Consider the following 21,573-nt stretch of genomic DNA (forward strand, 5'->3'; position numbering starts at 1 on the left):
ATGGCCACTGTGTTGCATTAATGCCGCAGCTGCCGCCAGGCTTCCTGGGGGTCGATGCCGCGCTGGCAAAGGTTGACCCAAGGCCGCAGCGGGCCGAGCCAGTCTTCGGGATCCGGGCGGCGCAGCAGGTCAAGCACCGTCGGCTGGGCCGGGGTGAGGGGTCGTGGCATGGAGCCCAAAGGCGAACTGCAGGGAGCATTCCCCCGATTTGGACCCGTCGCTTCAGGCGTTGCAGAGCTCCTCGCTCACCTCCCAGAGCTGGTTGCAGGCCGCGGCATCGAGCGCGGCTGGAGCGATGCGGCAGGCCTTGGGGTAGCCCTTGAGATTGCCCAGACCGCCGGGGCCATAGAAGCCACCGGGTTCGGCATCGGACGCCGTGGCCGCAAACAGCTGGGGCAGAGCACCCATCGCGGCGCTCTGGAACAGCGGATCCATCAGGCGGTAGGCCAGGGCCTCCACGCGGGAGCCGCGGGCGGCCACGGAGGTGGGCTGGAGGTTGGTGCGCGCCAGGCCGGGGTGGGCAGCGATCGAGAGCACCGCAGCGCCTTGGCCGTTGAGCCGCCGCTGCAGCTCCAGGGCTGTCATCACGTTGGCCAGCTTGCTTTGGGCGTAGGCAGCCCAGGCGTCGTAGCGCTGTTCACCCTGCAGGTCATCGAAGGCGATCCGGCCGAAGTAGCTCGCCCCCGAGCTCACGTGCACCACCCGGGCCCCCTGCCGCAGCAGCGGCAACAACTGCTGTGTGAGCGCGAAGTGGCCTAGGTGATTCACGGCGAACTGCAGTTCGAACCCCTGGGCGCTGAGCTGGCGGGGAGGGGCCATCACCCCGGCGTTGTTGATCAGCAGATCGAGCCCGCCCCAGCGCTCAGCCACCTCCGTGGCGCCGCGGCGCACGCTGGCCAGGTCGGCCAGATCCAGCTCCAGCGGGATGAGATCCCCCCCGTTACCTGGTGTCAGCTTCTGGCAGGCAGCTTCTGCTTTGCTCTGGTTGCGGCAGGCCATCACCACCCGCGCCCCCTTGGCAGCCAGGGCGCGCGCCGTTTCCAGCCCTAGGCCGCTGTTGGCGCCAGTGATCAGGGCGGTGCGCCCCCGCTGATCGGGGATGGCGTCGCAGGTCCAAGTCATCGGCGCGCTCACAAAGCTTCCCTAGGTTGCTGGGATCACGGGTGATGCTGCGGTGGGGATTGCTCCCGGGTTGATCCAGCAGGATGCGGAAAGCCTGGATCTGCTGCGCCAGCTCTTCCCCCGCCAAGGCTCTGCCTCCTTGGTGCTCTACGGCCTGGCTTCAGCCGGGGTGGATACCGGTGCCCTCACCGGCGGTGATCAACCGGGCTCGGCAGCCCTGCGGTTCACCGCTGAGGAAGACGCGTTCATTCAGCAGGTGTTGGATCGCTTGGCTGGCTCGATTGCCATCCAGCCGCAACGCTCTGCCGATGCGGCATGGCCGTTTCAGCTGGCCTCGGTGGCGCAGGTGCAGGGGGAGGACAGCATCACCGGGATCACCTACTCCGGTTTCACCACCCTGGGGCGTCCACCTCGGCTGCTGCCCGAGGAGTCGTATCTACTGATTGAGCTCGAACTGCAGGACGAACCAGGGCTCAGCGTTGGGGAGCAAAGCACGATCGTGCATGAGCTGGGTCACGCCCTTGGTTTGGATCATCCCGGTGGCAACCCTGACGATCCTGCCTATACCGATCGCGACACGATCATGTCGTACAACACCGGTGGCGATCTGCCTGCCACCTGGTTCAGCGATAGTGATCTCGAAGCGCTGCGCTTGATCTGGGGTGCCGCTGCATCGGCATCAGAAAGCAGCGAAGGATCAGCTAACACCAGCTTCCGCATCGATGGTCTGATCAGTGGCGGCACAGCATTGCCGGGGTTTGACCCCGATGCGGGTGATCAGTTGCAACTGAATGGTGAGCTGGTGCCCAGCGGTTCCACGCGCCTCAAGATCGCTGATACGAGGCGAGGGCTGAAACGTGCACAACGCGGCCCTACGAATCTTGTGTTCGATGATCGCACCAACAGCCTTTACCTCAACAGCAATGGCGCTGGCAGAGGTTGGGGTGTTGATGGTGGTTTGCTGGCGGTGTTTGATCCGGAGGTCTATCTCGTGGCCTCCGACATCCAGCTCGTTTAGTTGCGACGGGCCCTGAGTTCGAGCACGGTGGGCCCCACCCAGAAGCTGCCGGGATCGGAAGCGGCGGCAGCGATCTCGCGGTGCGCTTCGGTTGCATCGCGGCTGCTCCACAGGCCCAGCTCCTGCAGCCGCACGCCATACACCTCCACAAAGCGCTGCATCCACTGGCCCGCCATCGCCTGGCCATGGCCGGCAACGGGCAGCGGGCGCAGCTCCTCGATCCGCCATCCCCGCGCCGCCAGCAGTGAGGGCAGCCGCCGGTTCACATCCGGATCACCGCCGGCCTCACGGAAACTGCGCTGGCAAGCCTGGCCGAAGCGCGCGATGGCTTGTCCACACGGGTGAAGCCCAAAGGTGTCCCAGTGCACGTATTCATGCAGCAGCAGCTGTCCGCCGCTGCGCACGCTTTGCTGCAAACCATCGAGCAAAGGATCCAGATCGCTCAGAAACATCGCCACCCAGCGGCACCAGGCCAGATCAAACCGTTCCACTGGCCAGGGATCGCGGAGGAGGTTGTGCTGGCGGAGCTCAAGCTGAGGCAGCGGCTCGCTGCGGGCCATGGCCTGTCCGGCGGCCACATAGGTCTGGTTGAGCTCCAGGCCCAGCACTCGGCCCGTTGGCCCCACCGCACGAGCGAGTTCGATGGCCGCGAAGCCTGGCCCCGCGCCCACATCGAGCACCCGTGCACCGGCGGTGATCCCGGCCCGTTGCCAGGCTTCCTGGGCGCTGGGCAGCCAGAGCTGGTGCTGGAAGCCCAGCCGCTCCAGCTCCTCGGTGTGGGTCCCGAGGAGGTAGCTGGAGTCGGCCATGGCGGGCTTCAGTCTTCGGGGAAGAGCAGAGCAGCGAGTTCATCGGGATCCACGTCGTAAACGCGGGCCAGGCTGGTTTCGATGGCGGCGGTCACCTCACCAGGTAGGAAGCGCATGGCGCTGAGGGCCTCGTCGGTGATCTCGTCGCTGAGCAGCTTCTCGCCCTCGAGCTTTTCATCGTTGATCACAGCCATCACCCAGCTCTGGTAGGCGTACACCAGATCGGAGAACTCCAGATCGGGATCGTTGAAGTCCAGGGCCATCGCGAAAGCAGGCGCAGCTCTCTGCAGTCTGCCGGCCGGTGGGGAGGATGGACACCATGACGACACCATCCCCTGATCCAGTGGCTCTGCAGGCCACCCTGGTGGACTTCGCCCTGGCGGAACTGGTGCGGCAGCACCGCGAGAGCTTTCCCCCGCTTTGGAGCCAGGAGAGCTGGGCCAAGCTGCTGATCTGGCTCGCCCTCAACTGCGGCTGCAGCGGAGACGAGGCGGGCTTGAAGGCCTTTGCCGAAGCGATCGGCGCCATGCAGATGGGCCGTTTGCGGCGGGTGTTCTTTGAGCGGGAGCTGGGGGATCTGGAGCTGCAGCTCATGGCGGATCCAGCCGAACAGCAGGTGCTGGTGCTGCCGCAAGGGCCGGTTGACGCGGTGCTGAATCCTGCCTCCATTGCAGTGGCGCTGCAGCGGGTGGGGCTGCAGGACCAGGTGGTGACCGATCAAAACCGCTGGCAACGTCTCGATGCTTTGGTGGCACTGCCGTGGGCGAATCGGCAGGGGTGATAGCGGACCGGTGATTCAATGGCCGCGCATCTGGATTGGAGAGCGCAACGCATGCTTCATCGGGCCCATGGAGCCGCGCTGCTGTTGATCGGCTTTGGCGTGCTTCCAGCGCAGGCAGAGCCTTACCTCCGGTTCGGCGTGGGAGGCGATGGATCGGTTCCGGCCACGTTTCGTGACTCCACGTGCCAATCGGTTCAACCTCCGGCTCTCTTCGGTTGCGGGGCGGGGCGCAATGGAGAGCCCCTTGGTGCGAGCGGTGCTTTTGGTTCCGGTGTGGTGCTGGATGCAGGCCTGGGCTATCGCTTCAACCGTTGGCTGCGGGTTGAGGGTCTATTCAGCTATCGGCCGGCTTACGAATACAACGGCCAGGCCAACTTCATCCAGTCGGCCCCGCCGCAGCCGGTATACGCCAATCTCAGTTCGGTTGCGGCCTTTGGTGTGGGCTACATCGATCTTCCTAAGGTCAGCACAGTGCAGCCGTTCATCGGCGCCGGGCTGGGTGCAGCCCGCAACCGCATCAGTGCGGTGACCTATGGATTCCCGGCGTTAGCGCCAGATGCCTCCACCACCATCGCTGGGGGCACCACAACCGGCCTGGCCTGGCTGCTCACCGCCGGTGTGGCGATCCCATTGAACGAGCAGCTCACGCTCGATTTGGCGTATCGCTACACCGATTTAGGCACTGTTCAAACCGATGCAGGTTCGGCCACGATCGTGAGGCCTGCTGGCACCAAAACCCTCGACATTGCTGGCACGCAATCGTCGTTGCAGACCCATGGCGCCATGCTCACCTTGCGTTATGCCTTCCGCTGATGGACCTGATCGCCCCCTACCGCAACGCCGGTTTTGAGGCGCTGGCCGATGGTGTGATGGCCTTCTTTGAGCGCCGCGCTGATTTGCAGCGTCCAGGGGTGGCTTTCGGGCCGGACGGTGATTCTGAGCCGGCCAAGGTCTCCACCGACATCAGCTTGGTGGCGATCGATCGCTCCGATCCGGAGGCTTTCGCGCTGGCGGAGGTGATCTTGCGGGGGGTGACGGCTGGCCTGGAGCGCTACCTGCAGGAGCGGCCCCTCTTTCGCGACTGCTGCCCTGAGCAGCAGCTGTTCGTGAATCCGATTTTTAACCTGCAGCGCTATGCCCCTGGCGAAGGGTTCAAGCGCTGGCACTGCGACTGGACGATCAGCCATGAAGCCACCGAGCCCGTGCACCGCGTGCTCGCTTGGATCCTCTACTGCAACAGCGTTGAGGAAGCTGGCACTGAGTTTCACTGGCAGCAGCACCATGAAGCTGCGGAGCGGGGCAAGCTCGTGATCTTCCCGGCTGGTCCTTCTCACATTCACCGCGGCCGGGTGAACCACACCCATGGCAAGACGATTGCCACGGGTTGGATTAACGCCGGCAGCCGCGAGGCCTATCTCAAACGGCTGGCTGCTGGTTAGGACTGCGGCTGTTAGTGCGGTGCTCCTCGGGTGGCCACTGCATGGAGTATTCCACCTGCTGTGGGAATGGAATCTCGATGTTGTGCTCTTGAAAGGCCTGCCAGATGGCCTGGTTCACTTCGCTGCAGATGCCCACATTGTCCATTGGATTGGAGATCCAAAAGCGCAGGGCATAGTTGATGGCGTAGTCGCCATAGTTGAGCATCAACGCTTTCGGCGCGGGCTCCGGTAACACCCGTTTCACCTGAGCGGCGGTGGCTTCCAACAGGGCGATCACCTCGGCTGGATTGTGGTGGTAAGCCGCCCCAATGCTCACCTGGCTGCGGCGCATGCGGTCGCTGGCGGTGTAGGTGGTGGCTGATTCCGTGAAGAAGGTTTGATTGGGAATGAGCAATTCAGCGTTATCGCGGTCGCGCCACAGCAGCGTGGCCCGCAGGCCCAGGCGCCGCACTTCACAGGGATCACCATCGAGCATCAGCACTTCACCGGGGCGCACCGAACCCTCAAACAACAGCCAGAGGCCACTCACGAAGTTGGAGAACACTTCTTTGATGCCGAAGCCCAGACCCACCGATAAGCCCCCGGCCACTGCGATCAAGGCTGTGGTGTTGAGCCCGAGGTGCAGGGCCACCGCCACCAGGCCGATGGCGACCACGCTGTAGCGCAACATCAGCTCCATGGCCTTGCGGCTGCCGTCGCTGAACCCCACGGCCCGCTGCACCAGCCAGGCCAGGCCCGCTGCAGGCGGACCGCAGCCCACCAGCACCACGTACACGATCACACCCGCCTGAAACAGTTTCCCGGCCGTGAGGGGCACGCCAAACAAGGCGCCCAGCGGAGCCACGGCCAGGTCTCGCAGGCTGTCCAGCTCGCTGATCACCAGCAGTGTGGCCACGAGCAGGTAGGCCGGCCGCAGCAGTCGCGATTCCAACTGGTGCACCCTCCCCGGCTGCATCCAGCGGCCGAGCAGTCGGTGCAGCAGCGTTAGAGCAAACCAACCCAGCCAGAGCTGGCCCAGCAGGCGCGCCAGGCCATAAGGGTGGTTGAGGTGATGGAGCAGCCCACTGGCCAGTCCCAGGGCCGCGAGCCCCAGTGGCGCGTAGGCCAGCCTGGGCCAGCGCCCCAGCCAGTGATGGCGGCGGGCAATGCGGGTGAGCGTCATCAACCCCACGCTCACCAGCAGCTGCACCACCACCGCTGGGCGTTCCAGGTAGCCGAGCCACCCCAAGACTTCCAGCAGCAGTTCTTTCATCGTTGTGGTGCTGGTTTTGACTGCAGCACCGTGATCATCCGCTCGGTGGCTTCGCCGGGGGTGATCTCACCGAAGACCAGCTGGGTGATCAGGTGCTCGTTGGTTCGGATGCGGGGATCGTTGCTGTGCAACATCGACACCATTTCATTGATCTGGCTGCCCTGCTCGCCCGCTTTCACCATCGCGGCGAGCACCGTGGAGCTGCTCACGGGCACCTTCACAAACCGATTGGCTGGCAGCACCGTTTGGGCTCCCATCGTGAGGTTGCGTTGCACAAGAGGATTCACGGCGAACTTGGTGAAGGCCAGGGCGCGTTTGCGTCCCATCGCGCTCGAACTGGTGCTGAGCGCAAGCACCCGCAGCCGGTTCACCGGGCTGGCCTGGCCGTAACGGCCGTCCGGCAAGGCACTCACGCCCAGGGATGGGCCTAGGTGCCGTCTTAAGCGGAGTAGGGCTGTGCTGCGGCAGGGGATCCAGGCCAGCCGGCCGGCCATGAAGTCAGCCTCAACGGCTTGTTGCGTGCCATAAAAGCTGACGCCTTGTTGCTTGCTGGCGTTCTGCAACCAACTCAGCCAGCGCTCGATGTCGCGGCGATCTTGCTCGGTGATCGGCTGACGCAATAGCGCTCGGTTGACGGCAGGAATCGCACCTTGGCTGCCGGCTGTCCAGAACAAGTTGTAGAGGTCGATGGAGAGCCCGCTTGGCTTGCCCCGGGCGCTGTTCGCCAACAGCTCGTTCAACGTGGTGGGAGCGGCTTGAACAGCGGTGCGGTTGAAACAAGCCAGCTGGGCCTTGATCAGCACTGGCAGTCCGGCGAGTTGACCGTTCGGCGCGCGCAGGCGCTTCACCGCTTCGGGGTCGAACAGGTTCAGCTGCGCCGCCGTTGCCGGGTAGGGCTCCACCAGGCGGTGTTGCATCAGGCGTAGGGCTGTATCGCCATTCACAAACAGCAGATCAGGTCCGAGGCCGCCCAGGGAGCGCCGCCGGATGGCGGCCTCGATCTGGTTCTCCGGATAGAGGCTGAACTGGAAGCGGGTGTTGCTGTTGATCTGCCGGAACCCCTGCTCCAGCAGCCGCAACCGCCCGCCGAAGTCATCCAGCAGCTCTGCATCGATCGTTTCATCGCTGTTGGTGCCGCCCGCCAGATAAACCACGGAGGGCAGCCCACCGGCCGCGCAGCCGCTCAAGACCACGCTGCAGCTCAGAGCCAGGGCACGCAGCCAGCCCTGACCGGCGCGGGGGATGAAGCGGGGGTGCAGCGCCATCGCTCTGCTCAGAACCCCCATCATCCCTGGCCGGGTGCTGTTTGCGAGCATGGCCGGATTGCCTGCCGCTACCTGCCGTGACCGACGCTCTGCCCAAGACTTACGACCCGGTGGGCACCGAAGCGCGCTGGCAGCAGGCCTGGGAGAGCACGGGGGCCTTCCATCCTGATCCCAACGCTCCGGGCGAACCGTTTTCCGTGGTGATTCCGCCGCCGAACGTGACCGGCAGCCTGCACATGGGCCATGCCTTCAACACGGCCCTGATCGACACGATCGTGCGCTTCCAGCGGCTGCGCGGCAAAAACGTGCTCTGCCTGCCCGGCACGGATCACGCCTCGATCGCGGTGCAGACGATCCTCGAGAAGCAGCTCAAGGCCGACGGCAAGCGCAAAGAAGACCTGGGCCGTGAGGCGTTCCTGGAGAAGGCCTGGGCATGGAAGGCCCAGAGCGGCGGCACGATCGTGGGCCAGCTGCGCCGGCTCGGCTATTCGGTGGATTGGCGCCGCGAGCGCTTCACCCTCGATGCCGGCTGCAGCGAGGCGGTGATCGAGGCCTTCAACCGCCTGCATGAGCAGGGGTTGATCTACCGGGGTGAATACCTGGTGAACTGGTGCCCCGCCTCCGGCTCCGCGGTGAGTGATCTGGAGGTGGAGATGAAGGAGGTGGACGGCCACCTCTGGCATTTCCGCTATCCGCTCAGCGCAGGGGCCGCGACTGACGGGCGTACGCACCTGGAAGTGGCCACCACCCGCCCGGAAACCCTGCTGGGCGACACGGCGGTGGCGGTGAACCCCAAGGATCCTCGCTACGCCGCTCTGGTGGGCCAGACCCTCACGCTGCCGCTGGTGGGCCGCGAGATCCCGATCGTGGCCGACGACCACGTGGATGCCGAGTTCGGCACCGGCTGCGTGAAGGTGACCCCCGCTCATGACCCCAACGACTTCGCCATCGGTCAGCGCCACAACCTGCCGCTGATCACGGTGATGGCCAAAGACGGCTCGATGAACGAAGCCGCTGGCCGCTTCCAGGGGCTTGATCGCTTCGAGGCCCGCAAGGCTGTGGTGGCCGCGATGGAGGAGGAGGGCTTCCTGGTGAAGGTGGAGGACTACCGCCACAGCGTGCCCTTCTCCGATCGCGGCAAGGTGCCGGTGGAGCCCCTGCTCTCCACCCAGTGGTTCGTGAAAACCGAGCCCCTGGCTGCCCGCTGCCGCGAGGCTCTGGCAAACGCCGATCCGCGCTTCGTGCCGGAGCGTTGGAGCAAGGTGTATCGCGACTGGCTCACCGACATCCGCGATTGGTGCATCTCCCGCCAGCTCTGGTGGGGCCACCGCATTCCGGCCTGGTTTGTGGTGAGTGAAACCGGCGGTGAGATCACCGACACCACGCCCTACGTGGTGGCCCGCAACGAAGCCGAAGCCCTGGAAAAGGCCCAAGTCCAGTTCGGCGGCGGTACCCACGCCCATCCCCTCCAGCTCGAGCAGGATCCCGACGCGCTCGACACCTGGTTCTCCAGTGGCCTCTGGCCCTTCTCCACCTTGGGCTGGCCCAATGCTGAGGCCGCCGATCTGCAGCGCTGGTACCCCACCAGCGTGCTGGTCACGGGCTTCGACATCATCTTTTTCTGGGTGGCCCGGATGACGATGATGGCCGGCGCCTTCACGGGGCAGATGCCTTTCCAGGACGTGTACATCCACGGCCTGGTGCGCGATGAAAACAATCGCAAAATGAGCAAATCGGCGGGCAATGGCATCGACCCGCTGCTGTTGATTGATCGCTACGGCGCCGATGCGTTGCGCTTCGCCCTGGTGCGCGAGGTGGCCGGCGCCGGTCAGGACATCCGCCTCGACTACGACCGCAAATCCGACACCTCCGCCACGGTGGAGGCTTCCCGCAACTTCGCCAACAAGCTGTGGAACGTCACGCGTTTTGCGCTGATGAACCTCGATGGCGAGACGCCCGCGAGCCTTGGGGAACCGGATCCCGCCGCACTGCAGCTGGCCGATCGCTGGATCCTCTCCCGCCTGGCTCGGGTGAACCGCGACACCGCTGAGCGCTATGGCAGCTATGGCCTCGGTGAAGCCGCCAAGGGCCTCTACGAGTTCGCCTGGAACGAGGTGTGCGATTGGTATGTGGAGCTGATCAAGCGGCGCTTGCTGGTGCCGGCTGATCTCGATGGCGCTGCCCGCGAGGCGGCGCTGGCTGATCAGCGCACCGCCCGTCAGGTGTTGGCCAAGGCGCTCAACGAGTTGCTGGTGATGCTCCAGCCGCTGATGCCGCACCTCACCGAGGAGCTCTGGCACGGCCTCACCGGCGCCGGTGAGGAGACGTTCCTTGCCCTGCAGCCCTGGCCGCAACTCGATGAAGCCGCCCTCAACGACGAGCTCGAGGCGTCGTTCGCCGATCTGATCGAGGCGATCCGCGTGGTGCGCAACCTGCGGGCCGTGGCAGGCCTCAAGCCCAGCCAGAGCGTGCCTGTGCGCTTCGTGACAGGCCGCAGCGAGCTGGCGACTGTGCTGCAGGCCGCCACCGCAGACATCACGGCCCTCACTCGGGCGGAGCGCGTGGAGGTTCTGGATCCGGCCGCGGCGGAGTCCAATCCCGCGACCAAGGCCCTGGCCGGTGTGAGCGGCGAGCTGCAGGTGCTGCTGCCGATTGAAGGCCTGGTGGATCTCGAGGCCCTGCGCGCTCGCCTGGAGAAAGACATCGCCAAGGCCGACAAGGAGATCAAGGGCCTCGCCGGCCGCCTCGCCAACCCCAACTTCGCGGGCAAAGCACCGCCGGAGGTGGTGGCCGAGTGCAAGGCCAACCTGGCGGAGGCCGAGACCCAGGCGGCACTGGCCCGCAGGCGTTTGGCGGATCTGGGCTGAGGCCGGTTCAGTTGGGCGTGATCATCACTTTGAAGATTTCGCCCGAGGCCACGGTGTACGTGGAGTTGCCGTAGGTGCTGAGGTCGTTGAAGTTGTCAGCCACTTGCGATTCGATCCCTCCCACCACGTAGCCCACCAGCACCGACTCTCCAGCTTCGGTGCGGCGTTGTAGCCGATCCAGGTCGACCACGCCGTCGGTCAGATAGCGCACCCGCTGATCCTGGCCTGGGGCCAGGGGGAGGAACACGGAGGAGGCGCCGTAGGTGAGTGGCTCGCCGGCAGCATTGGCAAGATTGGGGAAGCTACCAGCGAGAGATTGTGTCCAGCTGTTGTCAGCGTTGCGCTTGATGGCTGCGATCTGGGATGTGAATGGGTAGGAGTGGGCCAGGTCGGGATTGTTATCCCGATTCACGTAGTAGGGCTGGCCATTGGGATCGAGGGTGATGGCAGAGATTCCACCAAAGATCAGGCTGGTCTGACTGTCGTCGCGGCGGGAGTAGAGCCCGAGATTGGCTGCTGTGTATTGATTGATGCCCTGGCGAAAGGTGCTCGAATCATCGGCATTGGCCATGCTGGGTTGGCCGGTGAGCAGATCGATCTGCACCGGAACGGTCCACACCCCTTCGCCGTCATAAAACACGCCGCCGAGAGCCTCGCCGTGGCGGCTCGGCTCACCCTTACCGTTGCGCTTGAGCTGGTTGACGACATTTAAATCACGCCGGTGAAAGGCACTTTCCACCGGTGTAGAGACGCTGTTCAGCTTGTAGCCGAGCTTGCCTTTCTTCGGCTTGTGGCGGATGTCAATGTTGCGGACTTGCTCGGTGTAGAGCCCATTGCTGCCTGGTGTGTAACCACCGCTGAAGTCTTGCCCGAAGATCAGTTGAGCTTGATGCTTCTGTTCACCTTCGAGCATCTCACCGCCGGTGACGGCGAACAGATGGGTGTCCTGCCCGTTCACCTGCAGCGCTTCGCCCGCTGTCGACAGCACGCTGTGCTTGGGAAGGCGCGTCGTGTCTCTCTTCACCCAGGCGGCCAGATCATCCAGCTGGATGGCGGAGAGGCGGTTGCGAGTGGAAAAGCTCTGGGTTGCCTGGTCGTACACGTAGCCGCCCACCCGGAACAGCACATCACCTTGTTGAAACTGCTGGGCGTTGGTGGTGGAGAGCGAGAGTTGGTGGCCGGCGCCGAGACCCGATTTCGCCAGCGGCCGCGACCAGCTGCGCTCCCGCACCGGGTCGTACACCCAGATGCGTTTGTTCTGATGCGATGGGGGGAAGTTGGCTTTGCCATCGGCCGTGAAGCTGTGCAGGCCGTTGGTGCGTCCGCCGATCAGGATCCACTCGCCCGTTTCAGTCTGGGCAGCGCTGAAGGACTGCAGTGTTGGAAATGTGGCGCTGCGTTGTTGGTGTTGCTTGAGCTCCACGCTCCAGGGTTCGTTCCAGCTGCTCAGGGGGCTGGCGCTGGCGGTCTGGTCCGCTCCCGTTGAACTGAGCGGTAGATCAGCGGAGTCGGCCATGGTTTGGAAGCAGCCTGTTCCTGAATGGTGGGTTGGAGTTCTGCAGGTGTCAGCACAGTGCGGGTGTCTTCTCACCCTGGAGGCACCCGCGCGGTTGGGAAGCCCGTCATCCTGAACGGGATCACGGATGTGTATCGGTGCTCAGCTCGCTTGATCTACAGCTTCTGCTGCCGGCGCTGCAGTCGCCGGCCGGCGCCATTGCCTTCGTGCCCCTCTATGCCCTCTGGGTCACGTTGCTGTTGCCGGGTGTCTGGGCCTCGATGCTGGCCGGCGCTCTCTATGGCCCTTGGTGGGGCAGCCTGATTGTGTTCGTGGGAGCCTCTCTCGGTGCGGAGGCGGCCTTTCTGTTGGGACGCACCTGGCTGCGCAGCTGGGCCCAGCAGCGCTTGGCGGCCCTGCCCAAGCTGCAGGCTGTGGAACGGGCCGTGAGCCGCGAGGGCCTGAAGCTGGTCTTGCTCACCCGCCTCTCGCCAGCCTTTCCCTTCTCGCTGCTCAACCTGGCCTACGGCCTCAGTGAGGTGAGTCTTCGCGATTACACGATTGGTTTGATCGGCATCCTGCCTGGCACGCTCTTGTTTTGCGGGCTGGGGGCTTTGGCGGGTGATGTGGCCCGCTTCGGGGAGGTGCTCAGCGGCGAGGCAGATCCCAGCACGTGGGCCCTGCGCATCGTTGGCATCCTGGCCACGGTGGCGGTGGTGTGGCTGGTGGGCCGGGCGGCGCGCCAGGCGCTTCAGGATTCGGAGCCGCCGGGCTGATCCGGCAGCCGCCAGTCGCGCAGCGATGCAAGCACCACAAACCAAGCCAGCCGGAGCCGGGCCGTAGCCCCCGGACGCGCAGATAAGTCGGCGTATTTCGCTCTGCCGCACTCGGTCTTGATCCAGCGGTGGATGGCGGGCTGCTGCATGCGTGCCAGGGTAAGAGCGTTATCGAAACAGAACACCATGGCTCTGCGTTGGTTGATCCAGGCTGCGGCTGGGGTGGGTCTGTTCGCAGCCGGCCCGCTCCAGGCCGCGGTGGTGTGCAACGGCCCTGGTTATCCGCCTGGCTGTGTGGAGGTGGAAGCGGTGCCAGCGCGTGTGTATGCCCGGCCTGTGGCTGCACCCGGTGGTCCGGTGGTGAATCCATCGCCCGGCGTTGGCTATGGCGCTCCGGGCGTTGGTGTTCGCCCCGCTGCTGGTCCCGGCGTTGGCCCGAATGCAGGCGGGCCGGTGAATCGTCCCGGTTATCGCTGAGCTCAGGCGGCCTCGAGCAGTGCCTTGAGGCCGGCTTCATCCAGCACGGTCACGCCCAGGTTTTCGGCTTTGCTGAGCTTGCTGCCGGCTTCAGCGCCGGCCACTACATAGCTGGTTTTCTTGCTCACCGAGCCGCTCACCTTCCCGCCAGCGGCTTCGATCAAAGCCTGGGCCTGGCTGCGGCTCATCGAGGGCAGAGTGCCCGTGAGCACAAAGGTTTGGCCGGCCAGCGCGGCCGCGTTCTCGGCGCGTTGGGCAGCCGCTGCCAGCTCGTGTTCGCTGAGCGCCAAGGAGAAGCCGAGGTGCTCCAGCTGGCTCAGCAGCGCCTGATTGGCGGGGGTGGCAAACCACTGCTGCAGGCTCTGGGCGATCTCGGTGCCGATGCCATACACCGCTGTGATCAGCTCGGGTGTGTCGGCCGCTGCGGTGGCTAGATCAGCCGCACAGGGGAAGGCCGCTGCCAGCGCTTTGGCATTCACCTCGCCCACGTGGTGGATGCCAAGGCCGTAGAGCTGCTGGTGCCAGGGCTTCGCGCGCGAGGCATCCAGTGCTGCCACCAGGTTGTCGGCACTCTTTTGGCCCATCCGCTCCAGGCTGGCCAGCAGCGCTCCATCGAGCCGGTACAGATCGGCGATGGAGCCCACCAGGCCGCGATCCACCAGCTGCTCAATCAGTTTGCTGCCGAGCCCATCCACATCCAGGGCCCCCTTGCTCACCCAGTGGCGCAGGGCGCCGCGCAGGATCGCTGGGCAGCTGCTGTTCACGCAGCGGGTGGCGGCTTCACCCTCCTCACGCACGAGCTCCGAGCCGCATTCCGGGCAGGTGTGGGGCAGCTCTAGCCGCTGGGCAGTGGCGGGTCTGAGCTCCGCCAGCACCCGCACCACTTCCGGGATGATCTCCCCCGCTTTGCGCACCACGATCGTGTCGCCGGCGTGCAGATCGAGCTCCGCCAGCCGATCAGCGTTATGCAGGGTGGCGCGGCTCACCGTGGTGCCCGCCAGCGGCACCGGCTCGAATTCGGCCACCGGCGTCACGACGCCGGTGCGGCCCACCTGACAGGCCAATCTCAGCAACTTGCTGGGTGCTTCCTCGGCGGGGTATTTGAGGGCGATGGCCCAGCGCGGTGCTTTCTGGGTGAAGCCGGCCGCATCCTGCAGCTGCAGGTCGTTGAGCTTCACCACCACTCCGTCGGTGGCGTAGTCGAGCTGGCGGCGGCCGCTATCCCAGTGTTGGAAGAAGGCTTCCACCGCCGCGAGATCCGGCAGCAGCTCGGCATTGGGGTTCACCTTGAAGCCGGCGGCCTTGAGCCATTGCAGCGATTCCCACTGGCTGGCCGGCGCTGCGGGATCGTTGCCGGCGGCTGCCCAGCCTGGGGGCAGATGCAGGGTGTAGGCGAAGAAATCCAGACGCCGCGCCGCCACCACCTTGGGATCGAGCTGCCGAAGGGTGCCGGCGCAGGCGTTGCGGGGGTTGGCGAACAGGGCTTCCCCGCGCGCTTCGCGCTCGGTGTTGATGACCGCAAAGGTGCCATCGGGGATGAAGGCTTCGCCGCGCACCTCCAGCCACTCCGGAGGGTTGGCGAGCTGTAGACGTAGCGGCACCGCGCCAATGGTGCGCACGTTGGCGGTGATCTCTTCGCCCTGCTCGCCGTCGCCGCGGGTGGCGGCCCTTACCAGCACGCCGTGCTCGTAGCTAAGGGCCAGGGCGTTGCCGTCGATCTTCAGCTCGCCCACCATCGGCAGCGCGGTGGCGGGCTCGCGGTCGAGCACCTTCAGCAGGCGGCCATACCAGGCCTCCAGTTCGCCTGTGTTGAAGGCGTTGTCAAGGCTGAGCAGGCCGATGCGATGGCGCACGCTCTGAAAACCCTGGGCTGGTGCACCGCCCACCCGCTGGGTGGGGCTGTCGGATGCAATCAGCTCGGGATGATTGGTTTCGAGATCGAGCAGCTCCCGGTAGAGCCGGTCGTAGACCGGATCTTCCATCTCCGGAGCATCGAGCACGTAATAAGCATGGGCGGCACGATTGAGCAGCTCCCGCAATTCAGCGGCGCGGGCTCGGTGCTCGCTGGTGGTGCTGCTCACGACGATCAGAGTTTGCGCCTGCGTTGTCGGTTCAGGCGGCAGCCTTCTGGATCCGATCCACTTTCCAGTCGTCTTCCACCTTCACGAAGGTGAAATCGAGGGGCAGTTCTGCGTTGTCTTCGGCCTTGAGCTTCACCGTGAGGGTGATCTGGTCTTCCTGGATGCGGGGCCGACCCGACTTGAGGTTGCGGTACTTGTTGAGTTGCAGCCCTGCCAGGAAGCGGATGAATTGCTGCCGGTTGACGTGGGAGCGGTAGTTCTTCGTGGTGAGGAGGTAGGCGGCATCCACCCGGCCTGAGGCCACTTGGGTGAAGAACTGCTTAATCACCGGATTGATCCCGCGCGCGTTCAACACCAGCTTCACGGCGTTGATCGTCCAGTAGAGGAGGAGCGTGCCTGCGCCGGCCAGAAGGGCCTTGGTGCCGATCGTCTGCACCAGTTGTCCGTCCATGGGCGCGCGGGGAGGAGTGGGGGTGATTCTGCAGGACCAGCCCCCTTCCCCCGCAGTGCGGGTTACAGCACCAGACCGGCGTCGTCGCTCATGCCGCCGCCTCGGGCGTTGCTGGCTTCCCTCGCGTTGGCGCCGCATCGGCTCGGGAGGGTCTTTGGTTTTGGTGAAGCTGTCACGGCGGTTGTGGCGGACGTTGCCGGTCACCAGGTCGAGGTGAGCTTCACGGGGCGCATGGCTTGCCCTGGAGAAGGCACGAGGGGTGGGGTTGATCAGTTGCTGCCCCCTGTGGATCCGCCAGACTGCCGACGCCGCAGACAGCCTCAAGCGTGCCCCTGGTTCCGCTGCTGCCGCTGTTTCACCGGCTCAACCGCGAGCATTTCCAGGGCTCCCTGGCCGATCCGGATGGCCAGGCTCTGGTGGCGGTGCGCTGGAGCGATGGTCGGATGCGCCGCAGTGCCGGCCTTTACCGCTACGGCCGCGATCGCCAGGGTCGATCCATCAGTGAGATCGTGCTGTCGCGCCCACTGCTAGAGCCCCTGCCCCAGCTGGCCGCCACCAGCACGCTCTGCCACGAAATGATCCACGCCTGGGTGCATCGGGTGATGCAGGCCGATGAAGTGCATGGCCCCCATTTCCGTGCGCGCATGGCCGCCATCAATGCGGCGCAGCAGGAGTTTGAAGTGAGTGTGCGCCACCGCTTTCCCGTGCCCAGCGAGCCGGCTCGTTGGATCGCCCAGTGCCCGAGCTGCGGGCTGGAATCGCCCTATCGGCGCCGGCGGCCTGGCGTGGCCTGCCGCCTCTGCTGCGAGCGCCATCACGGTGGCCGCTGGCATGCCAGCTGCCAGCTGGTGTTCAAGCCCGCTGCCGCCTAGGTTGCCGCCCATGGGCACGGCCTTGTGGACACTGCAATGGAGCGGGGTGGCGATCGCCCTGCTGGGTTTGAGCCGGGAGCGCTGGTTGCGGGCCAGGCGCCTGGGGCGTTGAGGGCTTCTAGCCTGGGTTGATGGTGGATGCCTATGACGACTGGCGCGACGAGCGCCCAGAGGAGCGCCCCGAGCGACGGGGACCTCGCCGGTCTGAACCTCGTTTGGAGCAACGCCTGGATCAGTGGGTATCAGCAGGCCGCCAGCTGGTGGATGGTGTGGCGGGGGCACGTCCCGGTTCCCGCCCCGGCGCCCGCGGTTCAGGCCTGAAGCTCGATCACCTCGGTCGCTGGGTGGAAGACAAGCTCGATTGGCTTTTGGAAGACGAGGAAGGCTGGCGTGAATCCTGGGAAGGTCAGCCCGCTGGGCCGCAGCCCCAGCGGCGCAGCCGGCGTGAGCCGCTGCAGGCGATCTCCCGGCGCCGGCCCAAGCCTGCAGCTCTCGCTGTGGAGCCAGCCGCCGATGCAGAGGCCTGGCCGGATGACGACAGCTTCAGTGTGCCACGCTGGCAGCGTGGTGGCGGCGGATCACAGCCGGAGCCGCCGTCCCCCTCGTCACGGCTTCAAAGCGGGCGCACAGTGCCGCGCTCTTCGCGACGCCGCTTCGATTGACGGCTGTGGCGAGCGGGGCTCCGTCCGGCCACCTGAAAACTGCAGCCGATGGTGCGCAGCTCGGCGTTTACCGGCTCCACTAGCTCGCGGGGTAGTTCCTCCGCCATCTGATCGGCGCTGGTGTTGATCGAAGGAGAGCCTTCGGTGAGGGCGCTGAGCAGCTGGGCCCATTGCTGCACCAGGGTGGTGCGCTGGATCGGCTCCAGACCCGCTCGCTGGAAGACGGCCTGGCAATGGCGGCGATGCCATTGGGTGGGGCCATGGGAGTGGGGTTGATGGCCACGGATGGCACAGCCGGTGCGCAGGGCATGGCGGCTGGGTTGGCCGCTGCTGTCACGCAGGCCTGCCTCGCTGAGCAGCCGGCCGCAGTGCACCGCCGAGATCCCGTAGATGCGCCCCAGATCGGTGAGCGAGAGCCACTGGGGCTCAGCGGCGCTGGTTGCAGGAGGGGGCTGGCTGCAGCGGATCGGTTGAATCATCGTCCCGTTGTGAGTGAGCTCATGCTCGCGATCAGCACATCCCCGCGCAACCTGTCAATCTTTAGTTGTAGCCACTCGTATCCTTTGTTGGAATTTGTAATGAAGCTGTGTGTTGGGCGGGGCCCAGCCACCGCTCCAGGGCCGGAGAGAACACCTCGCGGATCACCGTGAGCTCACGCCCGCCCCGAAAGAAGCGGTAGTGGCGGCTCCAGTAGGGGCCGGGTCTGCCGAATCCCGCTTCAAGGGCTGGAGCCTGCACCAGAGCCAGGCCATCCACTTCTCGGTAGAGCTCGGCACGGTTGGCGGTGAGGCTGCGCCAGATCGGTTGGCTGCGCTCCTGCAGATGGCGATCGGCCTGGGTTTGGTTCCACCAGCTCTCCGCCCAGGCCAGGGTTTGCGTGCCGCAGCGCAGCCACACCTGCCGGCGCAGCAGCGGCCGATCCAGCTCCTCCACTTCAACCGGCGCTTCTCCGCCGGCGTCGGCGTCGGCTTCCATGGCGATCACCTCCACCTCCACCGCCAGCCCGGTGAGCGATTGCAGGTGGCGAGTGGGGCTGCCGTCGCCCAGGAGCAGCAGGCGCCAGGGGCCGCTGAGGGCGGCACGCTCGCCATCCAATTGGCCGCAGAGCCCCGCGGCCACCGCTTCGGAGGGTGCCTGCCAAAGCGGCAGGGGCGATGGCCAAAGCTTGGTGGGGGGCATCAGTGCGCAGCGATCGGGGGTGGTGGGCTCCCCTAGAAACCGCTGCTGATGCTGACGCGCCGGCTCATGCCACCGCGTGCAATCACCGCGCTATCGCCGCTGGTGGACACCAGCGTCCAGCCACTGCTGCCGATGCTTTCGCCCACCAGGGCATTGGTGGAGCTGCTTCCAACCTGGAAGATCGCCGACCCAGGCTTGCCCGGGATCTGCACCACCCCGAGCAATTCGGGTGTTGCCTCGGCAGCGGTTGCCATCGGCGCCGTTGCCGAGGCGGGCGGCGCCGGTGCCTGCAGGGTGCCGGTGAGGGGAACCTGCAGGGGGGCAATGGCTCCGGATGGAGTCGAGTGAGCCTCCAACTGCCCTAACTCCTCGATCCAGGCTTCGTTGGGTGGTGGTGGTGGCAGGGCTTCGCCTGCGGGCGTTGCGGGAGTGTCGCTGCTGATGCTGGCTTCGGGGGTGGTGCCCAGGCTGCGAATGCCTTCCAGTAGGCGCAGATTGCGTTCCTGCCGCAGATCGTTGCGCGCTTCGCTCCAGCCCTGCCACAGGCTCACGCCCCCGAGCAGGGTGAGGCAGCCCAGGGATGCCGCGATCGCCAGGCTGATCCGCGCTGGCAGCTCCAGGCCGCCGATCTGCCACGGCTGCTGCCAGATGCGGTGGGGCTCACGCACCTCCACCTCGATCGGCTCTTCCGCGGTCGCATGGCGAGGGTGCGGGGCGGGGGGCAGAGGAGACGTGGTTGCAGCGGTGCGGCCGGCGTTGTCGAACACGCGATCCATCACTTGCTCGGCCTTGAGCTCCCAGTAGGCCCTTGACGTGTTGGTGGGACCTGAGGTGCTCAAGCGGGGGCGGAACTCGGCTTTCGCTGCAGCGCTTCTGCAGGGTTGGGCCGCACCCTATCGGCCATGAGCGCTGTTGACGAGCCGCTGACGCCGTTGCTCCAGCTCAAGCCAGAGCATCAGGGCCGTCACGTCGGCCGGGCTCACGCCTGGCACCCGTGAGGCCTGGCCGAGGTTCACCGGTTGCACCGCCGCCAGCTTCTCGCGGGCTTCGCGCGACAGGGTGCCGATGGCGGTGTAGTCGATGTCGGTGGGAATGAGCTTGTGCTCCTGCTTCTTCACCTGATCGATCTGTTGTTGTTGGCGTGCGAGATAGCCGCTGTATTTGATGTCAATCTCGGCGCCTTCCCGCACGTCGAGGGGGAGGTCGGCATCAGCCAGGCCATGGCGCACCAGATCAGTGCTGTGGAAGCCGGGACGTCGCAGTAGATCCGCCAGGGTGATTGAGCCCTTGATGGCGGCGCCCGTCTGCTCCACAACCGCGGCAGCAGCCGGATCGCTCACTTTGAGCCGCACGGTTTCCAGGCGCTGGCTTTCTGCCTTGATCGCCTCCTGTTTGCGGGTGTAGATCTCCCATCGGCGATCGTCGATCAACCCCAGCTCGCGGCCCAGGGGGGTGAGGCGTCGGTCGGCATTGTCGCCCCGCAGCACCAGCCGGTATTCGCTGCGGCTGGTGAGCACCCGGTATGGCTCGCGCAGATCCTTGGTGATCAGGTCGTCGATCATCGTGCCGATGTAGCTGCCCTCCCGCGGGACGTGCGCTGGCTCCTGGTTCCGCAGCTGGCGCACGGCGTTGAGGCCAGCCACCAGGCCTTGGGCTGCTGCTTCTTCGTAGCCGGTGGTGCCGTTGAGCTGGCCAGCGGAATAGAGCCCGTGCACCCGCTTGGTTTCGAGGCTGGGCCGGAGCTGAGTGGCGGGCAGGTAGTCGTAGTCCACGGCGTAGGCAGGCCGCAGCATCACGCACTGCTCCAGGCCTGGGAGTGTGCGCAGCAGCTCCAGCTGCAGCCGCTCTGGCAGGCCTGTGGAAAAACCCTGCACGTAGATCTCTGGGGTGTCGCGCCCTTCGGGTTCCAGGAAGATCTGGTGGCTGTCCTTGTCAGCGAAGCGCACGATCTTGTCTTCGATCGAGGGGCAATAGCGCGGACCTTTGCTGTCGATGAAGCCGCCGTAGATCGGTGTGAGATGCAGGTTGTCGCGGATCAGTTGATGGGTGGCGGCTGTAGTGCGGGTGATGTGGCAGCTCATCGGCTCGCCGCTCACCCAGCTGGCGGGGTCAAAGGAGAAATAGCGCTCATGGGCGTCGCTGGGTTGTTCCTCCAGTTGGTCGAGGGCGATGCTGCGCCGGTCCACCCGGGCGGGGGTGCCGGTCTTGAGACGACCCATTTGGAAGCCCAGTGCTTCGAGGGCTTGGGTGAGGCCTTCGGCGGCCTGTTCGCCAGCTCGGCCGGCGCTCATCGACTGGTTACCCACCCAGATCTGGCCGCCCAGGAAGGTGCCGGCGGTGAGGATCACGGCGCCGGCGCTGTAGGTGCTGCCGAAGTAGGTGCGCACGCCGGCGATGCGGGCGTCTTCGCCGGGTGTGCCTTCCACCTCCAGCCCCGTCACCATCGCTTCGCGCAGGGCCAGGTTGGAGGTGTGCTGCAGCAGCTGCAGCATCTGGCGGGCGTACTGGCGTTTGTCGGTCTGGGCGCGCAGGGCCCAGACGGCCGGGCCGCGGCTGGCGTTGAGCACGCGCTTCTGCAGGGCCGTGGCATCGGCCAGGCGGCCGATCACGCCGCCGAGGGCATCCACCTCATGCACCAACTGGCTCTTGGCCGGTCCACCCACCGCCGGGTTGCAGGGCTGCCAGGCGATGCGGTCGAGGTTGAGCGAAAAGAGAGCTGTGGAGCAGCCCAGCCGCGCTGCCGTGATGGCTGCTTCACAGCCTGCGTGGCCGCCCCCCACGACGATTACGTCGAAGTGTTCGGTGGGCGCGGTGGTGAAGGCCATCAGCCAATTCTCTATTGCCGCGATGCCCGCTGCAGGCTTGCTGCTGTGAGCAGATCGCTGAGGCCGATCACCGCTGCCACCCCCCAGCCGTACGCGGCGCAGCTTCTGAGGAGGGATGGCGCCGCTGCGATCACCGGCATTGGCAAGCGCTGCTTCCCATCGCCACCCTTTCGGTCAGCCCGCTGCCGGGCTCAAAGCGTTC

General features: G+C 65.8%; 23 protein-coding genes. 9 read left to right on the plus strand and 14 right to left on the minus strand.

Going from position 1 to position 21,573, the window contains the following annotated elements; translation table 11 throughout:
• Positions 1-17: 17 nt before the first annotated feature.
• Positions 18-170, minus strand: coding sequence for a hypothetical protein (locus KJJ24_RS12485; RefSeq protein WP_214339173.1), 153 nt, complete (start codon positions 168-170; stop codon positions 18-20).
• 52 nt (positions 171-222) lie between these two features.
• A complete protein-coding gene (locus KJJ24_RS12490; RefSeq protein WP_214339175.1) occupies positions 223-1,122 on the minus strand; it encodes an oxidoreductase in 900 nt (299 codons plus the stop codon).
• A 52-nt stretch (positions 1,123-1,174) separates the two neighbouring features.
• Here KJJ24_RS12490 and KJJ24_RS12495 point away from each other — a divergent pair, with 52 nt between their 5' ends.
• A complete protein-coding gene (locus tag KJJ24_RS12495; RefSeq protein WP_214339177.1) occupies positions 1,175-2,140 on the plus strand; it encodes a hypothetical protein in 966 nt (321 codons plus the stop codon).
• On the opposite strand, the gene KJJ24_RS12500 is transcribed toward KJJ24_RS12495, so the two are convergent.
• Together KJJ24_RS12500 and KJJ24_RS12505 are read right to left on the minus strand one after the other, a co-directional pair.
• The gene (locus KJJ24_RS12500) at positions 2,137-2,949 is read right to left on the minus strand and encodes a methyltransferase domain-containing protein (RefSeq protein WP_214339179.1); all 813 of its coding nucleotides are present in this window, start codon (positions 2,947-2,949) and stop codon (positions 2,137-2,139) included. The two genes, KJJ24_RS12495 and KJJ24_RS12500, sit on opposite strands and share 4 nt — an antisense overlap.
• Positions 2,950-2,957: 8 nt before the next feature.
• Complete coding sequence (locus KJJ24_RS12505) at positions 2,958-3,212, minus strand: hypothetical protein (protein WP_214339180.1); 255 nt, start codon at positions 3,210-3,212, stop codon at positions 2,958-2,960.
• Between the two features lie 56 nt (positions 3,213-3,268).
• On the opposite strand from KJJ24_RS12505, the gene KJJ24_RS12510 reads away from it, so the two are divergent.
• Genes KJJ24_RS12510 through KJJ24_RS12520 form a run of 3 tightly spaced genes read left to right on the plus strand, consistent with a single transcriptional unit; the run spans position 3,269 to position 5,169 of the window.
• Entirely contained in the window at positions 3,269-3,730 is a 462-nt protein-coding gene (locus tag KJJ24_RS12510; RefSeq protein WP_214339181.1) for a protein phosphatase, read from the plus strand.
• 51 nt (positions 3,731-3,781) lie between these two features.
• Positions 3,782-4,543 carry an outer membrane protein gene (locus KJJ24_RS12515; RefSeq protein WP_214339182.1) on the plus strand — a complete coding sequence of 254 codons (762 nt, stop codon included), beginning with the start codon at positions 3,782-3,784 and terminating at the stop codon, positions 4,541-4,543.
• Complete coding sequence (locus tag KJJ24_RS12520; protein WP_214339184.1) at positions 4,543-5,169, plus strand: 2OG-Fe(II) oxygenase; 627 nt, start codon at positions 4,543-4,545, stop codon at positions 5,167-5,169. The genes KJJ24_RS12515 and KJJ24_RS12520 overlap by 1 nt, the downstream gene beginning before the upstream one ends.
• Here KJJ24_RS12520 and KJJ24_RS12525 read toward each other — a convergent pair.
• The gene (locus KJJ24_RS12525) at positions 5,147-6,421 is read right to left on the minus strand and encodes a mechanosensitive ion channel family protein (protein WP_214339186.1); all 1,275 of its coding nucleotides are present in this window, start codon (positions 6,419-6,421) and stop codon (positions 5,147-5,149) included. The two genes, KJJ24_RS12520 and KJJ24_RS12525, sit on opposite strands and share 23 nt — an antisense overlap.
• Positions 6,418-7,686: an ABC transporter substrate-binding protein gene (locus tag KJJ24_RS12530; RefSeq protein ID WP_214339188.1), complete on the minus strand. Its 1,269-nt coding sequence runs from the start codon at positions 7,684-7,686 to the stop codon at positions 6,418-6,420. Before KJJ24_RS12530 ends, KJJ24_RS12525 begins: the two co-directional genes overlap by 4 nt.
• Positions 7,687-7,763: 77 nt before the next feature.
• Between KJJ24_RS12530 and KJJ24_RS12535 the strand changes: the two genes are divergently transcribed.
• Positions 7,764-10,553, plus strand: a complete 2,790-nt coding sequence (locus tag KJJ24_RS12535; RefSeq protein ID WP_214339190.1) for a valine--tRNA ligase — start codon at positions 7,764-7,766, stop codon at positions 10,551-10,553.
• 7 nt (positions 10,554-10,560) lie between these two features.
• Here KJJ24_RS12535 and KJJ24_RS12540 read toward each other — a convergent pair whose 3' ends face one another.
• On the minus strand, positions 10,561-12,069 hold the full coding sequence (locus KJJ24_RS12540) for a hypothetical protein (RefSeq protein ID WP_214339192.1): 1,509 nt from the start codon (positions 12,067-12,069) through the stop codon (positions 10,561-10,563).
• 137 nt (positions 12,070-12,206) lie between these two features.
• Between KJJ24_RS12540 and KJJ24_RS12545 the strand changes: the two genes are divergently transcribed.
• Positions 12,207-12,824: a TVP38/TMEM64 family protein gene (locus KJJ24_RS12545; RefSeq protein WP_214339194.1), complete on the plus strand. Its 618-nt coding sequence runs from the start codon at positions 12,207-12,209 to the stop codon at positions 12,822-12,824.
• On the opposite strand, the gene KJJ24_RS12550 is transcribed toward KJJ24_RS12545, so the two are convergent.
• Entirely contained in the window at positions 12,800-13,012 is a 213-nt protein-coding gene (locus KJJ24_RS12550; RefSeq protein WP_214343793.1) for a hypothetical protein, read from the minus strand. The two genes, KJJ24_RS12545 and KJJ24_RS12550, sit on opposite strands and share 25 nt — an antisense overlap.
• Here KJJ24_RS12550 and KJJ24_RS12555 point away from each other — a divergent pair.
• Positions 13,011-13,301 (plus strand): hypothetical protein, encoded by a 291-nt coding sequence (locus KJJ24_RS12555; RefSeq protein WP_214339195.1) that lies wholly within the window; start codon positions 13,011-13,013, stop codon positions 13,299-13,301. The genes KJJ24_RS12550 and KJJ24_RS12555 overlap by 2 nt on opposite strands.
• Positions 13,302-13,303: 2 nt before the next feature.
• On the opposite strand, the gene ligA is transcribed toward KJJ24_RS12555, so the two are convergent.
• Together ligA and KJJ24_RS12565 are read right to left on the minus strand one after the other, a co-directional pair.
• Positions 13,304-15,382: an NAD-dependent DNA ligase LigA gene (gene ligA / locus KJJ24_RS12560; protein ID WP_214339197.1), complete on the minus strand. Its 2,079-nt coding sequence runs from the start codon at positions 15,380-15,382 to the stop codon at positions 13,304-13,306.
• A 31-nt stretch (positions 15,383-15,413) separates the two neighbouring features.
• On the minus strand, positions 15,414-15,833 hold the full coding sequence (locus KJJ24_RS12565) for a DUF4864 domain-containing protein (protein ID WP_214343678.1): 420 nt from the start codon (positions 15,831-15,833) through the stop codon (positions 15,414-15,416).
• A 326-nt stretch (positions 15,834-16,159) separates the two neighbouring features.
• Here KJJ24_RS12565 and KJJ24_RS12570 point away from each other — a divergent pair, with 326 nt between their 5' ends.
• Positions 16,160-16,705: a SprT family zinc-dependent metalloprotease gene (locus KJJ24_RS12570; RefSeq protein WP_214339199.1), complete on the plus strand. Its 546-nt coding sequence runs from the start codon at positions 16,160-16,162 to the stop codon at positions 16,703-16,705.
• Between the two features lie 131 nt (positions 16,706-16,836).
• Positions 16,837-17,367 carry a hypothetical protein gene (locus tag KJJ24_RS12575; protein ID WP_250544784.1) on the plus strand — a complete coding sequence of 177 codons (531 nt, stop codon included), beginning with the start codon at positions 16,837-16,839 and terminating at the stop codon, positions 17,365-17,367.
• On the opposite strand, the gene KJJ24_RS12580 is transcribed toward KJJ24_RS12575, so the two are convergent.
• The 4 genes from KJJ24_RS12580 to mnmG all read right to left on the minus strand — a co-directional run bounded on the left by KJJ24_RS12580 (position 17,319) and on the right by mnmG (position 21,371).
• Positions 17,319-17,846, minus strand: a complete 528-nt coding sequence (locus KJJ24_RS12580; protein ID WP_214339201.1) for a hypothetical protein — start codon at positions 17,844-17,846, stop codon at positions 17,319-17,321. The two genes, KJJ24_RS12575 and KJJ24_RS12580, sit on opposite strands and share 49 nt — an antisense overlap.
• A gap of 61 nt (positions 17,847-17,907) precedes the next feature.
• On the minus strand, positions 17,908-18,546 hold the full coding sequence (locus KJJ24_RS12585) for a chorismate lyase (RefSeq protein ID WP_214339204.1): 639 nt from the start codon (positions 18,544-18,546) through the stop codon (positions 17,908-17,910).
• A gap of 32 nt (positions 18,547-18,578) precedes the next feature.
• Entirely contained in the window at positions 18,579-19,385 is an 807-nt protein-coding gene (locus KJJ24_RS12590; protein WP_214339207.1) for a hypothetical protein, read from the minus strand.
• Between the two features lie 54 nt (positions 19,386-19,439).
• Positions 19,440-21,371 carry a tRNA uridine-5-carboxymethylaminomethyl(34) synthesis enzyme MnmG gene (gene mnmG, locus KJJ24_RS12595; RefSeq protein WP_214339210.1) on the minus strand — a complete coding sequence of 644 codons (1,932 nt, stop codon included), beginning with the start codon at positions 21,369-21,371 and terminating at the stop codon, positions 19,440-19,442.
• Positions 21,372-21,573: the final 202 nt, after the last annotated feature.

Origin of the sequence: Synechococcus sp. LA31 (assembly GCF_018502385.1) — a bacterium.
In the GTDB taxonomy this organism is placed as follows: domain Bacteria; phylum Cyanobacteriota; class Cyanobacteriia; order PCC-6307; family Cyanobiaceae; genus Vulcanococcus.

What these genes read in the sequence shown, in the direction of transcription:
- KJJ24_RS12555 (WP_214339195.1), top strand. Translation starts at nt 13,011, where the DNA reads ATGGCTCTGCGTTGGTTGATCCAGGCTGCGGCTGGGGTGGGTCTGTTC.
- KJJ24_RS12505 (WP_214339180.1), bottom strand. Translation starts at nt 3,212, where the DNA reads ATGGCCCTGGACTTCAACGATCCCGATCTGGAGTTCTCCGATCTGGTG.
- KJJ24_RS12530 (WP_214339188.1), bottom strand. Translation starts at nt 7,686, where the DNA reads ATGGCGCTGCACCCCCGCTTCATCCCCCGCGCCGGTCAGGGCTGGCTG.
- KJJ24_RS12485 (WP_214339173.1), bottom strand. Translation starts at nt 170, where the DNA reads ATGCCACGACCCCTCACCCCGGCCCAGCCGACGGTGCTTGACCTGCTG.
- KJJ24_RS12580 (WP_214339201.1), bottom strand. Translation starts at nt 17,846, where the DNA reads ATGATTCAACCGATCCGCTGCAGCCAGCCCCCTCCTGCAACCAGCGCC.
- mnmG (WP_214339210.1), bottom strand. Translation starts at nt 21,371, where the DNA reads ATGGCCTTCACCACCGCGCCCACCGAACACTTCGACGTAATCGTCGTG.
- KJJ24_RS12540 (WP_214339192.1), bottom strand. Translation starts at nt 12,069, where the DNA reads ATGGCCGACTCCGCTGATCTACCGCTCAGTTCAACGGGAGCGGACCAG.
- KJJ24_RS12490 (WP_214339175.1), bottom strand. Translation starts at nt 1,122, where the DNA reads ATGACTTGGACCTGCGACGCCATCCCCGATCAGCGGGGGCGCACCGCC.
- KJJ24_RS12585 (WP_214339204.1), bottom strand. Translation starts at nt 18,546, where the DNA reads ATGCCCCCCACCAAGCTTTGGCCATCGCCCCTGCCGCTTTGGCAGGCA.
- KJJ24_RS12510 (WP_214339181.1), top strand. Translation starts at nt 3,269, where the DNA reads ATGACGACACCATCCCCTGATCCAGTGGCTCTGCAGGCCACCCTGGTG.
- KJJ24_RS12550 (WP_214343793.1), bottom strand. Translation starts at nt 13,012, where the DNA reads ATGGTGTTCTGTTTCGATAACGCTCTTACCCTGGCACGCATGCAGCAG.
- KJJ24_RS12520 (WP_214339184.1), top strand. Translation starts at nt 4,543, where the DNA reads ATGGACCTGATCGCCCCCTACCGCAACGCCGGTTTTGAGGCGCTGGCC.
- KJJ24_RS12515 (WP_214339182.1), top strand. Translation starts at nt 3,782, where the DNA reads ATGCTTCATCGGGCCCATGGAGCCGCGCTGCTGTTGATCGGCTTTGGC.
- KJJ24_RS12575 (WP_250544784.1), top strand. Translation starts at nt 16,837, where the DNA reads ATGGTGGATGCCTATGACGACTGGCGCGACGAGCGCCCAGAGGAGCGC.
- KJJ24_RS12565 (WP_214343678.1), bottom strand. Translation starts at nt 15,833, where the DNA reads ATGGACGGACAACTGGTGCAGACGATCGGCACCAAGGCCCTTCTGGCC.
- KJJ24_RS12525 (WP_214339186.1), bottom strand. Translation starts at nt 6,421, where the DNA reads ATGAAAGAACTGCTGCTGGAAGTCTTGGGGTGGCTCGGCTACCTGGAA.
- KJJ24_RS12500 (WP_214339179.1), bottom strand. Translation starts at nt 2,949, where the DNA reads ATGGCCGACTCCAGCTACCTCCTCGGGACCCACACCGAGGAGCTGGAG.